The following is a 14,887-nucleotide window of genomic DNA, read 5'->3' as shown; positions in this document are numbered from 1 at the left end:
ACTATCCATCAAACAAGGCCTTTAATTAATTTTCCACGCTACATTTTCTCTATTTTTTGTTGTTTTTTGGGCGATTTCTATTTGGCCCTGAATTTTATCATAAGGTACTGACAAAACAGCGCCACCAATATTGCGAAAATCTGCGGGTAAATTTGAGCCTCCCCCCCTCTCCTCCGGAGAGGGCTTATAAAAAACGCCCCGGTGAGAAAACCCCAATATGATTAAAAAAGATGGAAGACCGTTAGTGGTGGAAATAATCCGCACCGATGTCCGCGATGCCGCGCGAAGAGATGCTAAAAGGGGCATACGCCCCAGAGTTTATGACCCTGACGCTATCCCGCCCGACGCGTTTATTATTCACCAGGCCAGCACATGGATGGCGATGGAGCGCGAGCGCCAAACGCCCCGAATGCTGTTTGGTGAGTTTTGGCTGGAGGGCGAACTGTGTATCCTGTTTGCCGATACCAATATGGGCAAAAGTTTGCTGGCCGTACAGCTGGGCGACAGCATTGCCCGCGGACAGGCCATTACACCTTTTAAAATGGATGCCGAACCCTGCGCCGTATTATACATTGATTTTGAGCTAACCGGCAAACAGTTTGAACAACGCTATACCGACAGCTCCAGCACCCACTCCTTTCACGAAAACTTTTACCGTGGCGAGTTTGACCAGATGACCGGCCTGCCGCAGGACTTTAAAACTTTTGATGAGTTTATCACGCACGCGCTTAGTCGCGCTATTAAGCGTACCGATGCCAGGGTGCTTATTATTGATAATATTACCTGCCTGCGCAACGGCACCGAGCGCAGCAGCCAGGCACTCTCGCTCATGAAGCAGCTCAAATTGCTTAAAACACGGCATGGCCTCAGCATCCTGGTGCTGGCCCACACGCCCAAGCGCAACCCGGCGCTCCCCATTACCCGCAACGACCTGCAAGGCAGCAAAATGCTCATCAACTTTTGCGACAGCGCCTTCGCCATGGCCGAAAGCCAGACGCTGGCCGGCTACCGCTACCTGAAACAAGTAAAACAACGCAGCACCGCCGAAATGTACGGCAGCCATAACGTATGCCTCGGCCGACTGGAAAGGCAAAACGGCTTCTTAAAATTTGTATTCTCCCATACCGATAATGAGATTAAACACCTGCGCCGCTACAGCCAGATAGAACGTCAGCGCCGTGCCGCCGATGTACTCGCGCATCATAAACAGGGTTTGAGTCAAAGGCAAATTGCAGGTAGGTTGGAAATGAGTTTATCGGCAGTGAATAGGGTGTTGGGCGTTGCGGGAGGGTGAAGGGATTTTTCTTGTTGTCGTTTAATCGTCGCTTGTGGACAATGTGTAAGATCTGCCCTGAAGCTCGGGCTGTTGCACGCGTGTCGCCTGTACCTTAAAAATCAAGAAAGGTATGGCTGTGGTAAGCTTAGTGAATTACCAAGCATACGTACGGGACACATGCGGCACGCGTGCGCCAGCGAAGGTAACATCTGATAACAATTTATATAAAGCCATATTAATATCTCGCATATGATTCATCATTTTTGCTGATTAAACAATCACCTTTCTTCACCATTTTGAGATAAACAGATATACAGTTCAATATATCGCCGACTACGTCTATAGCCAAGTTCTATTAGATATGCAATAAGTTTTCAATCGATCGAAAGCTTCTTATGATTACAATTATATAGTATTATTCTATAAAAAGTCATAATATTGTATACCGTTACCTCCTTGAGTATACAATTTGATAAATCATTTGCAATTAATTAACCTATAGCTTAATTTCGTGTCTCAAAAAAAAGCAAAAATATTTAAATCATTAGGAAATAGGCATATTGCTTTTGATGTTGATGCTAAAGAAGATATCATAGCGTTTATAAAAAGCAAACCCATTTACAATAAAAAATTCAATTTGATAATTGATGTTATATTACAGAACTTGAGAGTGCCTGATTTATTCGATAAAGAGGATATTGATAATAAAAGCAAGGATGTTTGGGCGATGAAATTTCTAAAAGGCGGCGACAATCCCCGCATTTATTGTAAAGAGGTAAGAACGGCAGATAAAAATTATGTTATAGTGGCCGCAGCCGTTTTAGAAAAAAAGAAAAATCAAAAAAACAAAGCAAAAGAAATTTCCTTAATTCATCAAGTCGCTGAAAATATTTATACAATTATCGAACCTAAAAAAGAAAACACATAACACACATTACTTATGAAACCAAATAGTTTAATTGAAGAGTTTGAAGATTTGTTATCTTTCAATGATGAAAGTGAGCAACTTGAACATGATGCTACTTTGCTTTCATTAAAATTCATCAGTGAGATTAACGAGTTGATGTTAGAGAATGGCATTAGGTCAAAAAAAGAAATGGCTAATTTGTTAGGTAAAACCCCAAGCTTTGTAACCCAACTTTTTAATGGGGATAAAAAGTTAAATATGGACATTTTAGCTAAATTTCAAAAAGTACTAAGAACTGAATTTTCAATATCAACTGCGGCAAAACAATGTTTATTAAAGCCGATCAATTTGAGTGACGCGATGAAACTGACTTTTGAAGATCCTGATACAAAAGGCTTTTGGGCGTTTCATAACGTTAGGCCTTACGACAACAATTTAGAAATCCAAGCAGTTTCCAATGATAAGTTTGAGCACTTAAAAGTATCTTAATGAAAGTAAAAGAATCACCTTTAATATTAAAGGACTTTTTTGTTTTAAGGCAACAATTTGAATATATCGCTCCAGATGCCAAATCGGTCGACCGCAGTACTATTTTAAGTTATTTTAGCAAATACGATATAGATATTGACTTTATGATTCGTCAACATGATGCGAATGATGACATTTTGTTTTATATCAAAGTTTTCATAAATAGCAATGAAGATGAGCCGTCATTACCTGGCTATTCTATTTATTGCGAATGCTTGTCAGTAATGGATTTTGACAGAACAAGTTCATTTGACGAAGATCAACGTCTTTCTTTGCTATATAATAGTGCATTAAGTATGAGTATTAGTCAACTAAGGACTTTTATAGCATTAATGACATCAATGTGCCCTTTAGGAAAATATGTATTGCCATCTATCGATTTGAATTCTTTGATTGAAGCAAAAAAAGAAGCAGTAAAAAGAAAAAAAACTTCATCAAATAAATCAAAAAAGACAAAAAGCATTAAATAATCATTGACATCTAATATTTAGCACCCTACACCTTGTCGCGTTTGCCCAACATGCTCAGCTATACTTTTGCCAATCATAACCATGCCCACATGCTCTGCTATACATTTGCAAACAATAGCTATACCTTTGCTTTTCAGATACACGCGAGACGCGTGCACCAGCTTCAAGTTATATTTTCATAATCATTGGTGGTTACTTGTTCGCGAGGATTTAATAATCTCACTTTATGGCTTACTTATCACTGAGGCCCCTGCTACCGCAAGCAACTTCGACGCTGAGCATACTTACCACAAGGCACAGCCTTGCGGTAGCGATAAAATAATTTGAAAAAGTGTGCAGTAGCAAAAAATTAAAATCGCTGCCCCTGCTACCGCAAGCAGCTTCGACGCTAAGCCTACTTACCACAAGGCACAGCCTTGCGGTAGCGATAAAATAATTTGAAAAAGCGTTGCGGTAAAAAAATTAAAATCGCTGCCGCCCCTGCTACCGCAAGCAACTTCGACGCTAAGCATACTTACCACAAGGCACAGCCTTGCGGTAGCGATAAAATAATTTGAAAAAGTGTGCAGTAGCAAAAATTAAAATCGCTGCCGCAAGGTTGTGCCTTGTGGCCCGCATGCAAGGTATAAGCCAGGCTTCTGCATCATATAAAGTATAAACTATGCACCTGTATTAAGTAGTTATCACTTCAACCAAACCTTTTGTACCAGAATAATCACGCGCGCTGCTGTGCAAATACTCGTAATCGCTTTCCACTAATCCGGCAACTACGGGGTTATCATGAACATAATCTATCTTTTGCTGAATTACAGCATTACTCCAAAGTTCAATAGGCTTGTTATGTTGCTGCCAAAACTGATTACCGGGATTATTGCTATTTTTAAATCCGGCTTTTTTAAAAGCATTCAACATCCATTCCTTCCGGCTTTCCTGGTTACTTTCGTTAATAAGTTTGATAAGTTGTTTTGAAGTCTGTGATTTAAAATCTCTCAATAAATCTTCAGGTTTCTGAATTGTTGATCTGTACACTAAATGAATATGGCTTGGCATTATGCAATAGGCATAAATTTCCATCCCTTTATTGGCCACACAATAATTTAAATTCTTAACCAGGCAGTCAAAGTATTCTAATCGTACAAAAACATCTATCCAAAATACCGTAGCAAAACTCACAAAATAAAGGCCTTCAGAATTATGAAATTTATAATTACGACTCATGAATTAAAAATACATTTTTCTCCGGCTGCAGCAATCAAATTCAATGCTTAGCAAATTTCCACAAGGCACAGCCTTGCGGTAGCGAAAACATTAAAAGTTATACCAACAACAAAGGCTAACCGTTTCCGATTAGCCTTTTACATAATTACTACGCTTAACCTATTACATTTAACATTCATTTTCATCTGTACTGTGCGCTACAAAAAAACCACATATTGCACTTGCTGTAAGTGCTATTAATAACGTAATCATAGTGTTCAATTTTAGGTGAATAATTAATTAATACTATAATTAGTACGAATAAAAGTCTTTAAAGTTTTGCGAAACAACTGCTTTTTAGCCACCCAAACGCACTTTTACAATTATTATTTCCTAAAGGTTAATAAATTAGGATTTTATTATTAATACCTCTAAATAGCTAATAAATTCAAAATAGATTTCATCCTCACAACTGTCCGGAATATTGGGTAATATAGCCCTAACAGGCTGTTTTTGCCATAAAAGGAACCGAGAACATATAAAAAGTGCCTTACCGGCTACAATGTATTCAAGGCCTTATACAAATCTTTGGCGTTCGTTACGGTATTATGCATATTATCCAGCTTCATTACCTTTTGTAAAAAGTCCTGAATTTTGGCTTTGTTCACTTTTAAAACGCTGCCGTGCATATTTTGCAGCACAACCACCGTATTAAAAATACCGTTGGCGTTGTTCATGTTTTGTAATGCATAATCCACCAGTTGCGGTACTATACTGGCTGTTTTGTACCAGTTCACCATAATATCGTTAGCGCTGTTAGTGCGAGTGGAGGCGTTTTCAGAAAACAGACCGGCCACCAGTTTGCCCTGCGTACTGTCTAAAGCGGTCTGATATTTTTTGGTATTTGCCGGATCGGAAGTGATGGCTGTTTTTAAAAGCTCGGGGGCATCGTTGGGCAATACTTCGGTAATAACTTTGGCGGCGTAAACCCGTTTTTGCGGATCGGGGTTGTTCACCATAATATCCAGCAGCGGGGTAACAAACTTATAGGTTTCCAGGCGCTGGTTCTGGATGGATAGCTGCATCTGCTGCTGGTACTGCTGATTGGCAACGGCATCATGATCACGCGATTGCTCCATGTCCTGCTTTTTGATGGCCTGCGAAAACCAATAGCCCGACGCCGTGATAGCCAGCGGCAAAAAGATGGACGAAAAAAACTTGAGCCAAAAATCCTTCTTCTTATCCTCGTCCGTAGTTTCTTTGAGTTTGGCAAGCTCTTTTTTAAGGTCGTCTATTTCTGTTGTTAACTGTTCTGTAGTCATAGGTAAAGGTTGATGTAGAACATTAAGAAATCCGGTTATAAATATAACTTATTAATTAATAAGACAATACATTTTGTTTATACTGTGCGGGGAAGTTGCGTGTATTGTTCTTTATTGAAAATAATAGTCTGTTAAAAAGCAATTCCCTCCCTTGGGAGGGGTGCGGAAGGATCGCGTGTTGGCGGGGAGGGGTTTATACGCCATTTAAACAAATGGAACGTATTTCGCTGAAACCCCTCCCTACACCCTCCCAGGGGAGGGAATCGCACGGCCCAATCCTCATAAATCCATCTTTAGTGTCAATGTATGAGCTACCGGCTCCTGTTAGCTCCCTCCCTCATCATCTTGTTACAAAACGCTTCTTCAAAACATGCTATCTTTGTGATACCGCTTTAATCAATACAACAACCAATTGTTATCAAAGCCATGACACACAGCAAAAACAATAAATCACTACGCCAGACACTAAGCCTGATGATGGTGTTGGTTTTCCTGATGCTTGGTTATTGCCCGGTAAGGAATGTTTTGTGCTCGCTCGCCAGCCACGCATCTCAAAACAAAGAACAAAAGACTCCGCGCGACATCAGGGCCATTGTTGAGGATGTATGCAACGCTTACAATAGCGGCGACAAAATCATCCCGTACCAGGAGGTTGTATCAAAAACAGCAGTCCCTTTACTGCTGGCGGTTGTTGTAGCGGTAGTATTTTTTGCAGGGATTGTCCTGTTAAAAAAGCTTATTGTTTTATACCCTGACACCCCTGCCTGTAACTTAAGCGCTATTCCGCTTTATTTGGCAAACAGGGCATTGCTCATCTGAATCCCCTTTTTTCAAATGCTTATTGCCCGGCAGTCAATTGTGCCGTGGCTTGATTAATGCATTCCTGCTTAGCCTTTTCGACTATTTGTATTTCACATTTTTTTGATGATCATTCGGTTGGCGCCGCTATTGTTCCTGCAATCTGTAGCTGCATTAGCGCATAACGCACCTCAATGATCGTCGCATATCAGTTATTTAAAAATCATGATCAATCCTATTTTTTCTATAGTCGGCAAAAATTACCGGCAAATGGCTCCCCTGCTTTTACGCATGGCCGTTGGCTTCGGCTTTATGGCACACGGCTGGGCGAAATTGATTAAAGGCCCCGAAGCCTTCGGGAACCTGTTGGCTCAGATCCACGTGCCCTTTCCTCATGCTATGGCGTGGGTCTCTACCTTAACAGAGCTGATTGGCGGCCTGGCCATGTTTATCGGTTTTATGGTAAGCATCACCGCCGTACCGCTTATAGGGATCATGCTTGTAGCCATGTTCGGCATCCAAATTAATTATGGTTACAGTTCGGTAAAAACCATCGGCTTAACTCCTGGCGGACCAATTTTCGGTCCGCCAGGCTATGAGATCAATTTATTGTACATCGCAGCGCTTATCTCGCTGCTAATTTCGGGAGGTGGTATGTTTTCTGTCGATTCCGTCCTGGCTGCAAAGCGAGGCACCAACTAAATCATAAAAAATAACAACCTATTGATCATTAAGCCACTAAGGCAAATGATCAATAGGTTTAATAAACATCAATATGTATACTATTTTTCTTTATATTTTTATCATAAGTTTCATTGCCACGCTGGTACGCTCAACCTTTGGCTTTGGCGAATCGCTGGTAGCTGTACCGCTGCTAAGCATATTTATTCCTCTTGGCGTTGCCGTTCCGCTTTCGGTACTTATTTCTGTTTTGGTTGCACTGGTTGTTGTGATTCAGGATCATAGCAAAATCCAGTTGAACAGCGCGAAATGGCTCATCCTTTTTGCCTTGCCCGGTATCCCGATTGGTTTACTGATTTTGATTTACGGTAACGAGCTTTGGGTAAAAACCGGGCTGGGCACGCTCATCATCCTTTACTCGCTATATGCCATGTTTGGCAAAAATAGCTTTCAGCTTAATCATGATAGAAAATTCTGGCTGTTTGTATGTGGCTTTCTGTCGGGAGTTTTGGGAGGAGCCTATGGTGTTAACGGGCCGCCGCTGGTTGTTTATGGCAATATGCGCAAATGGAACGCTAAAGATTTCAGGGCCACGCTTCAGGGCTATTTTTTGCCGGCAAGCTTAATTGGGGTAATGGGCTATATTTTTAAAGGGTTAATTACCATCGAAGTATTAAAATATTTTATAGTATCACTTCCGGCTGTTTTCCCGGCGATTTTTTTAGGGCGATACCTTAATCATAAGCTGGGCAATGCTTCATTTTTCAGATATGTGTATTGGGGTTTGCTGCTCATCGGCGTATTTTTAATTGTGTTTAGCCTGTTCAACATAAAAACCTGACGTACAAGCTATCACCAAAAACCCTATCTTTAAATTGCAATTATTTACCTGGACTTATCTGCCCGTTATGGAACCTACTGCACAAGCCCAAACTATCGATCAGATCATTGAACAACTGGAAGCCATTATCGCCGATGCCATAAAGACCGACAGCCGGGCCGGTTTTTTCGCGGCGTTGTATCATAAGGTTACCTGCAAGGTAAGGGAAGGCATCCAAAACGGCGAATTTGAAAACCCTGCCCGAATGGAACAATTGGATGTGATCTTCGCCAACAGGTATATCGCGGCTTATCGTTCCTGGCAGCAAAAGCAACCCTGTTCCAATAGCTGGCAATTGGCTTTCGGCATTTTTGATAAATCATCAAAACTGGTATTGCAGCACCTACTCATCGGCATGAACGCGCATATTAACCTCGATTTGGGCGTTGCCGTTGTTGAAGTAGCCCGCAAACTTAACCAGCCGCTAACCGAGGTCCATAAAGATTTTAATTCCATCAACACCATACTTTCGGCACTTACTTACGAGGTGATCAGCGAACTGAATCAGATTTCGCCCCTATTATCGCTGGCCGGTCTGCACGCGCAAAATAACTCTATCCTAATCCAGTTTGCCCTCAGCAATGCCCGCGACGGCGCATGGTGTTTTGCCGAAGACCTGTTTACCCGTACCGGGGATGATTACCCCAAGCAGATAGCCAGCAGGGATAACGACATTAATAAACTGGGGCTGGGCATTGTTAACCCCGTGGGCATGCTGCGGTTTACGGTATGGATCATCCATCTATTTGAAAAACGCGATTCATCCAAAATAACCGAGATCCTGACCACATATAAAAAGACTTATTTAAAGGTAAACCAGTACCCTACCGATGGAGTGAAATAAATGATAAGTTAAATCTCAAGAAACTATTATTTTCCAATTGCAATCAACAGAAAAAACAATACCAGCATTCCTAAACCTACAAACCTTACATAATGGTCAAGCCATTGGGGTACATAAAAAAGCCATCGGTAAGCAGGAACCTTTTGCCCGGTACAAACCGCATGCACCGCCCTATAAATATATAAAGGGATATTGCACAGGTATACACCAAGTAAACCAATTATTTCGAGCGTTGAACCTATATGCAACACGGCTTAGGATTTTAATTATTTACGATACAATAATAACACAGTCAAACTAAAATACGAGTCCTTGTTGAAAGTAATGGTCAGGCTTGCTGTATATCTTCCAGGATTTTACGGGGCGATTGCGTAATAATTTTATCGCATTTTTCCGGGCTGATATCTTTCTTAGCCGCTTCCTTTACACTTTCCTTTAGTAACTGTTTGTCAACTTCGTTTGTAAGCCATTTAGCACCGGCAACGCCTACCAAAAAGGCACCGGCAAGCGCCGAAAATGTTAAACTGATATCCTGACGCGCAGTAGCCGTAGTTTTTGCCAGTTCTATCGAAGCCCCAGATCCGTAAAACGACCATGAACTGAATGCCGACGTTGCCCCGATCAAAATATTTGACAGAAAGCCCGGGCAAAGGATCCCGTTTTTGAGCTTAGGGACAATAAACTTGTTGTCGGTTAGCAGTGCATTAACCATTCCCCCAACCATCCCGGCCAGAGAAATTAAAAGTGCGCAAATCCAGGGGTTCATAATTTGGTTGTTTATTGGTTGTTGTTGATAGATCACCATCCTGATAACAAGAAGATATTCGCAATAGATTTGATTTGCCGCTTGGAATACTATTTCATTTTTTGTGCGGCAGATAAAAGGTTATTTTTATAATCTACTTAAAGTTAACAGATTACAATCCACAAAGCAATAGGTAAAAACACGCTATTTAACAGTGGGCTTTCTTTCGATAAGCGCCGCACCGAACATGATGAAAACACAGCGCTCATCAAAAATCACTATCTTTGCGCCTCAACCGCTGATAATGACAATATAAATCAGTGAGATCATCAAAAGGCAAGCAAAGTGGAACAGCAAACAATAACAACCTGGGAAAAAGGCTATAACAATTACGGGCCATGGCTTAAGGAAAAATACAAAGGCCATCGTGTGTTTAAAGTGATTGTTGATGGTGGCTTTACCTGCCCTAACCGCGATGGCTCAAAAGGCTACGGTGGCTGTACCTATTGTAATGTTGACTCATTTACACCATCGGTTAGTCGCAACGCCCCTACTGTGCGCCAGCAGGTTGAGGAAGGTATGGAGCGTGCCCGTAAAGGCAACAAGGCCGATAAGTTTATCATTTACTTTCAGCCCAATACCAATACTTACGCCCCGGCACATTACCTTAAAATGCTTTATGACGAAGCCCTGAGCTACGGCACCGAGGATATTGTAGGTCTATCGGTAGGTACCCGTCCCGATTGTATCGACGCCGAAAAGATAGCCCTGTTAGAGAGCTATACCGACCGTTTTGATGTAGACCTGGAAATGGGGATGGAAAGTATCTATAACGATACCCTGACCCAGATTAACCGCGGCTGCAGCCATGAAGAACTGGTAAAAGCCCTGAGCCTGGTCGAAAATTCAAAACTGGATATTTGTGTGCACACCATTTTCGGTTTCCCCTGGGAAACTAAGGAGATGATGCTGAAATATGCCGATGAGATCAACCGTTTTAAGCAGATCAAATTTGTAAAATTTCACCACCTGCATATTGTTGAAGGCTCGGTAATGGGCGTAAAATACAAACGCGAACCGTTTCACCTGTTTGGCATTGAAGAATATGCCGATTTCCTGTGCGAGCTATTACCACTTGTTCGCCCCGATATCGTAATCCAGCGCCTCTTCGGCCTCAGCGACCGCGAACTGCTCATCGCACCTAACTGGGGATTAAAAAAATCAGAGATCCAATATTATATTGATCAACGGATCCTGAGCAAAGGTGTGGTGCAGGGGAGCAAATACGCACTGTAATTTCTGAACCGAGATTTTTAGGATTTAAGGATTGGCAGGATTTTTCATGCCGCCCGGCGGTCTTGTCCTTAATGGATTTTAAAATCCCCCTTGAGAGGGCGCGCGGTGGAAAGAGCGAGAGCAGGGGTGTGTTTGTACCATTTACATATCAAAGCAGAAACACACCCCTACACCCCTCTCAAGAGGGGAATCGCACGATCCTCCGCTTTTTGTTGTTTGAGTTAACAACTATCATCCAATACGATCCGTGAGGACACGGATCGGGGGAAGTAAGAAAAATCCATCAATCCGGCAAATCCCGCCAAATCCCGGTTCTGATTTAACGAATAAGCAAACCACACCCTCCTAACTTCTAATCAAAAAACTGCCACGGCCACTCAAAACTGCTACTGATTTTAAAACTGCTACTTAATTCAACCCTTACTTATTCAAACATTGGTATCCCTTTTGCAAATATTTACGTATAATTAAATTGATCTAAAAGTTAAAATACGTCTGTTTTGTCACAAAGAGCGCAATCCAATTATATTCCTGCATTAACCGGTGTGCGGGCCATGGCGGCTTACCTGGTTTTTATCTCGCATTTTGCGTATGTATTTGATGAAAAATTTCCCCACTCCGTGCAACGTTTCTTTAACGAGTTCCATATTGGGGTTACCATTTTCTTTGTGCTTTCGGGCTTTTTAATTGCTTTCCGGTATTTTGACAGTTTTAAATTAAGCAAGGAGTGGTTTCTGCAATACCTGAAAAACCGGGTGGCGCGAATCTATCCTATGTACGCCCTGCTCACTATTGGCGCATTCATAGCTTATCATTTCACGCAAAACCAAACGGTAACCGCAGGACAAAATCCCGTGGTGATGTTTTTCATGAATATCGTTTTTCTGCGTGGCTTTTTCGATCAGTTTAAGTTTACAGGCATAGCGCAAGGTTGGTCATTAACTGTGGAGGAATGTTTTTACTTTTCGGCCCCATTCATATTTCTGATCGCTACCAAATACAAAAAGTTTTATATCCAGCCCATCGCCGTTACAGGTTTAGGTGTTTCGCTGGTGCTTATTTTTAGTCATTTTAACTGGTTTGGTTTCTTCGGCAACTTTACCTTCATGATGCTGTATACCTTTTTAGGCCGGTGCTTTGAATTTTTCGCGGGCATTCAGCTGGCGCTAATTGTTCGTAAGCAAAAACTGGATGGCAGCAGTAAAAAGAAGTTTACTTACCTCGGTTTCTTCCTGATCTTTTTCTGTGTTTGGATCATGTCAACATTAACCATTCCACAAGGCTATGAGGCAGGTTTGCATAATCCATGGGGTATTTTAACCAATAATTATTTCCTGGCTATATCTATAACGATATTCTTTTACGGTTTGCTTACCGAAACTACCCTGCTTAAAAAATTCCTGGCGCATCCGTTTATTGAACTACTGGGCAAAAGCTCGTACATATTTTACCTTATCCACCTGGGATATATGTACAACTTTATACACCAGGGCATGAACAGCCTTAATGATTATGTTTTTGAACTTTATGATAAATGGGGCGTGGACTGGCATTCGCCGTTTGAGTACGATAGTTTAAACCTTTTATACGCGTTCATCGTTTTAAATATCATTTCAATAACGCTGTTTAAATTAATTGAAGAACCGCTTAACCATTACATCCGCAAGTCTGATTTTTTGGTTAAACATAAGGCCGTACGTGAAAAATCGATAGTTTAACAGTGCTACCTAAAACTATGTCTATCTATCAATGAAGAAACAACTACGCTGCATTTTAAGCATCTTACTGCTAACGGGTATGCTGCTGCCACAAAAGCTGTACGCGGGATGGCCAATTGGCAAATACAGGGACCTTGTTATCCCATCCATGTTCCTCTATCACCAAACTGACCGTTTTGACATCGACGGACGGCGCATTAAAGGCGATCCGGGAGCCAGCTTTACTTCCTACTCGGCCAACCTTTATGTAGGCTACGGCTTATCACGCAGGCTTGACCTTATAGCCAGCGTACCATTTGTATATTCTCAAAACCGATTATTTGACGGCAGAACTATCACCAATCGCGGTCTTGGTGATTTGTATATGGGGCTGAGCTACAACCTTGTTAACTTTAATTACGTACGGTTTCTGAGTTTCCAGATATCGGGTATAGCGCCGCTTTATAACAGAAAAAATCCGCTGTCCGATCTGGGTTATGGCAATTACGGCGCCGAAGCCAAGCTGATGTACTGCGGCAATCTGCCTAAAAGCATTGCATCAAAAGGCTATTTTAATACCGAATTATCTTTCCGCAGATACTTTGATGAGCAGGGGCCAAGCCAGGTAAGCCTGAGCGCTATGGTGGGCTACCCTGTAAGCAGACATGACCAGTTTGGATTGGAGCTTTTGTACCTGCGTTCTATCAGTTCAAACAAAACGTTCAACGCCAATATCAACAACGCCCGCGACTATTCTTTTTTTAAGCCGACATTGAATTACGGACACCAGTTCAGCCGCAGGTTCTCAACCTTTTTAGGCGGTTATTATACCCCAATTGGCCGTAACACCGGTGTGGGTTACGGAGGTTCATTACAGTTAATATTTAAAATATGATGTTGATGAAAAAGTTTAATATCAGTTTTACCCCCATTATATTTTTTGCAGCAACACTTTTATTGCTATCATCAACCAACGTTTTCGCCCAGGATAAGGATGACAGCGACGGCGAAATGTTCATCGAGGCCAAACCCCGTAACAAGAACGGCATTTTTAAAGGTAATGATGAGATCAGCTACAAGCTTAACATCAAAAGTACTTATAAAGATAAACAGGAAGGTAAATTCAAATACGTTATCACCACCGACGAAGGCAAGCCTGTATTCAAAGATTCATCGGATTTTTCTATCGGCGCCGGTTCCTCCAAAAGTCTTAATGTAAAAGTTAACACTAAAAACGCGGGGTTTTATCATATCGATTTTATGTTTAACCTGTCGGCTTATGATGATACGGTGCGCAAGGTGTTTGGATTAAACCCCGAATCCATTACCTCGCAATTACATAAACCTGCCGATTTTGATAGCTTCTGGCTGCAAACCCGCCAGCAACTGGCCGATGTAAAACCGCAGTACAAAGTTTTAGAGCGTAAAGACCTATCAACCAAATACAAAAAGGTTTACCTGGTAGAGATGAAGTCGTACGATAACCTGCTGATCCGTGGCTGGTTGGTGATCCCTACTGATGGTCGCAAGTTTCCGGTACATTATCGTGTACCCGGCTATGTGGTTGAATTGAAGCCCAACATGGACAATGATGATTATATTGCTTTTGATATCAACGTGCGTGGTAATGGCAACAGTAAGGATGTGGTGCACATTAACACCGATAATTATAATGTTACCAATATTGAGGATAAGAACAAGTACATTTATCGCGGCGTTTACATGGATTGCCTGCGCGGGCTCGATTTCCTTTACTCGCATAGTAACCTTGGTATTGATACCTCAAAAATTTATGTAGAGGGCGGCAGCCAGGGTGGTGCGTTAGCTGTGGTAACCGCCGCGCTTGACAAAAGGGTTAAAGTATTAACCATGCAGGTACCTTTATTTGCCGATATCCGGGATAATTACAATATTTCGGCTTCGTACAAAGAACAGGTTGTGCCGTTCAAAATGTTTAGACGGTATAAGGCTTCGCGTGCGGAATTTACATGGGACAAGTTTTTTGAGAACTTTGATTATTATGACCCGCAAAACTTTGCGCCAATGGTAAAATGCCCCGTGTTGATGGGCATAGGCTTGCTTGACCAATTTTGCCCGCCGCGTTGCAGCATGTCTTTGTATAACCATTTGGGTACAACCAACAAGGAGTGGGTAAGTGTGCCAAACTCAACTCACGAGGTTGACCTGAATTATTTTATGTTTCAAAATCTCTGGATCCGGGAAAAGTTCCGGATTCCATAAATTGT

General features: G+C 41.8%; 15 protein-coding genes. 12 read left to right on the top strand and 3 right to left on the bottom strand.

Annotation, left to right across the window (positions count from 1 at the left end; translation table 11 throughout):
* Positions 1–217: 217 nt before the first annotated feature.
* From DEO27_RS01490 to DEO27_RS01475, 4 genes are all read left to right on the top strand, one after another.
* Complete coding sequence (locus DEO27_RS01490) at positions 218–1,294, top strand: AAA family ATPase (RefSeq protein ID WP_112575900.1); 1,077 nt, start codon at positions 218–220, stop codon at positions 1,292–1,294.
* 493 nt (positions 1,295–1,787) lie between these two features.
* Positions 1,788–2,204, top strand: a complete 417-nt coding sequence (locus DEO27_RS01485) for a hypothetical protein (protein ID WP_112575899.1) — start codon at positions 1,788–1,790, stop codon at positions 2,202–2,204.
* Positions 2,205–2,216: 12 nt separating this feature from the next.
* Positions 2,217–2,672 (top strand): helix-turn-helix domain-containing protein, encoded by a 456-nt coding sequence (locus DEO27_RS01480; RefSeq protein ID WP_112575898.1) that lies wholly within the window; start codon positions 2,217–2,219, stop codon positions 2,670–2,672.
* Positions 2,672–3,181, top strand: a complete 510-nt coding sequence (locus DEO27_RS01475; RefSeq protein ID WP_112575897.1) for a hypothetical protein — start codon at positions 2,672–2,674, stop codon at positions 3,179–3,181. The genes DEO27_RS01480 and DEO27_RS01475 overlap by 1 nt, the downstream gene beginning before the upstream one ends.
* A 672-nt stretch (positions 3,182–3,853) precedes the next feature.
* Here the strand turns inward: DEO27_RS01475 and DEO27_RS01470 are convergent.
* Both DEO27_RS01470 and DEO27_RS01465 read right to left on the bottom strand, forming a co-directional pair.
* Positions 3,854–4,399, bottom strand: coding sequence for an REP-associated tyrosine transposase (locus DEO27_RS01470; RefSeq protein WP_112575896.1), 546 nt, complete (start codon positions 4,397–4,399; stop codon positions 3,854–3,856).
* Between the two features lie 536 nt (positions 4,400–4,935).
* Entirely contained in the window at positions 4,936–5,700 is a 765-nt protein-coding gene (locus DEO27_RS01465; RefSeq protein WP_112575895.1) for a hypothetical protein, read from the bottom strand.
* 426 nt (positions 5,701–6,126) lie between these two features.
* Here DEO27_RS01465 and DEO27_RS01460 point away from each other — a divergent pair, with 426 nt between their 5' ends.
* The 4 genes from DEO27_RS01460 (at position 6,127) to DEO27_RS01445 (ending at position 8,903) form a co-directional block, all read left to right on the top strand.
* Entirely contained in the window at positions 6,127–6,519 is a 393-nt protein-coding gene (locus DEO27_RS01460) for a hypothetical protein (protein WP_112575894.1), read from the top strand.
* A 204-nt stretch (positions 6,520–6,723) separates the two neighbouring features.
* Positions 6,724–7,200 (top strand): DoxX family protein, encoded by a 477-nt coding sequence (locus tag DEO27_RS01455; protein WP_112575893.1) that lies wholly within the window; start codon positions 6,724–6,726, stop codon positions 7,198–7,200.
* A gap of 73 nt (positions 7,201–7,273) precedes the next feature.
* Entirely contained in the window at positions 7,274–8,020 is a 747-nt protein-coding gene (locus DEO27_RS01450; protein WP_112575892.1) for a sulfite exporter TauE/SafE family protein, read from the top strand.
* A gap of 67 nt (positions 8,021–8,087) precedes the next feature.
* Positions 8,088–8,903 (top strand): DUF5995 family protein, encoded by an 816-nt coding sequence (locus DEO27_RS01445; protein WP_112575891.1) that lies wholly within the window; start codon positions 8,088–8,090, stop codon positions 8,901–8,903.
* Between the two features lie 328 nt (positions 8,904–9,231).
* Here DEO27_RS01445 and DEO27_RS01440 read toward each other — a convergent pair whose 3' ends face one another.
* Positions 9,232–9,669: a hypothetical protein gene (locus DEO27_RS01440; protein ID WP_146750153.1), complete on the bottom strand. Its 438-nt coding sequence runs from the start codon at positions 9,667–9,669 to the stop codon at positions 9,232–9,234.
* 324 nt (positions 9,670–9,993) lie between these two features.
* Between DEO27_RS01440 and DEO27_RS01435 the strand changes: the two genes are divergently transcribed.
* The 4 genes from DEO27_RS01435 (at position 9,994) to DEO27_RS01420 (ending at position 14,882) form a co-directional block, all read left to right on the top strand.
* The gene (locus DEO27_RS01435; RefSeq protein ID WP_223818122.1) at positions 9,994–10,944 is read left to right on the top strand and encodes a TIGR01212 family radical SAM protein; all 951 of its coding nucleotides are present in this window, start codon (positions 9,994–9,996) and stop codon (positions 10,942–10,944) included.
* A 500-nt stretch (positions 10,945–11,444) separates the two neighbouring features.
* Positions 11,445–12,662: an acyltransferase family protein gene (locus tag DEO27_RS01430; protein ID WP_146750152.1), complete on the top strand. Its 1,218-nt coding sequence runs from the start codon at positions 11,445–11,447 to the stop codon at positions 12,660–12,662.
* Between the two features lie 31 nt (positions 12,663–12,693).
* On the top strand, positions 12,694–13,536 hold the full coding sequence (locus tag DEO27_RS01425) for a hypothetical protein (RefSeq protein WP_146750151.1): 843 nt from the start codon (positions 12,694–12,696) through the stop codon (positions 13,534–13,536).
* Between the two features lie 5 nt (positions 13,537–13,541).
* Positions 13,542–14,882: an acetylxylan esterase gene (locus DEO27_RS01420; RefSeq protein WP_190295295.1), complete on the top strand. Its 1,341-nt coding sequence runs from the start codon at positions 13,542–13,544 to the stop codon at positions 14,880–14,882.
* Positions 14,883–14,887 lie beyond the last annotated feature (5 nt).

It is taken from the genome of Mucilaginibacter rubeus, from assembly GCF_003286415.2.
Classification (GTDB): Bacteria; Bacteroidota; Bacteroidia; order Sphingobacteriales; family Sphingobacteriaceae; genus Mucilaginibacter; species Mucilaginibacter rubeus_A.
Note: the sequence above shows the minus strand (reverse complement) of the source record. Positions and strands in the feature narration are given on the sequence as shown.

Coding starts and splice junctions, on each gene's coding strand:
- DEO27_RS01490 (WP_112575900.1), top strand. CDS start 218: ATGATTAAAAAAGATGGAAGACCGTTAGTGGTGGAAATAATCCGCACC.
- DEO27_RS01480 (WP_112575898.1), top strand. CDS start 2,217: ATGAAACCAAATAGTTTAATTGAAGAGTTTGAAGATTTGTTATCTTTC.
- DEO27_RS01475 (WP_112575897.1), top strand. CDS start 2,672: ATGAAAGTAAAAGAATCACCTTTAATATTAAAGGACTTTTTTGTTTTA.
- DEO27_RS01470 (WP_112575896.1), bottom strand. CDS start 4,399: ATGAGTCGTAATTATAAATTTCATAATTCTGAAGGCCTTTATTTTGTG.
- DEO27_RS01465 (WP_112575895.1), bottom strand. CDS start 5,700: ATGACTACAGAACAGTTAACAACAGAAATAGACGACCTTAAAAAAGAG.
- DEO27_RS01460 (WP_112575894.1), top strand. CDS start 6,127: ATGACACACAGCAAAAACAATAAATCACTACGCCAGACACTAAGCCTG.
- DEO27_RS01455 (WP_112575893.1), top strand. CDS start 6,724: ATGATCAATCCTATTTTTTCTATAGTCGGCAAAAATTACCGGCAAATG.
- DEO27_RS01450 (WP_112575892.1), top strand. CDS start 7,274: ATGTATACTATTTTTCTTTATATTTTTATCATAAGTTTCATTGCCACG.
- DEO27_RS01445 (WP_112575891.1), top strand. CDS start 8,088: ATGGAACCTACTGCACAAGCCCAAACTATCGATCAGATCATTGAACAA.
- DEO27_RS01440 (WP_146750153.1), bottom strand. CDS start 9,669: ATGAACCCCTGGATTTGCGCACTTTTAATTTCTCTGGCCGGGATGGTT.
- DEO27_RS01425 (WP_146750151.1), top strand. CDS start 12,694: ATGAAGAAACAACTACGCTGCATTTTAAGCATCTTACTGCTAACGGGT.
- DEO27_RS01420 (WP_190295295.1), top strand. CDS start 13,542: ATGAAAAAGTTTAATATCAGTTTTACCCCCATTATATTTTTTGCAGCA.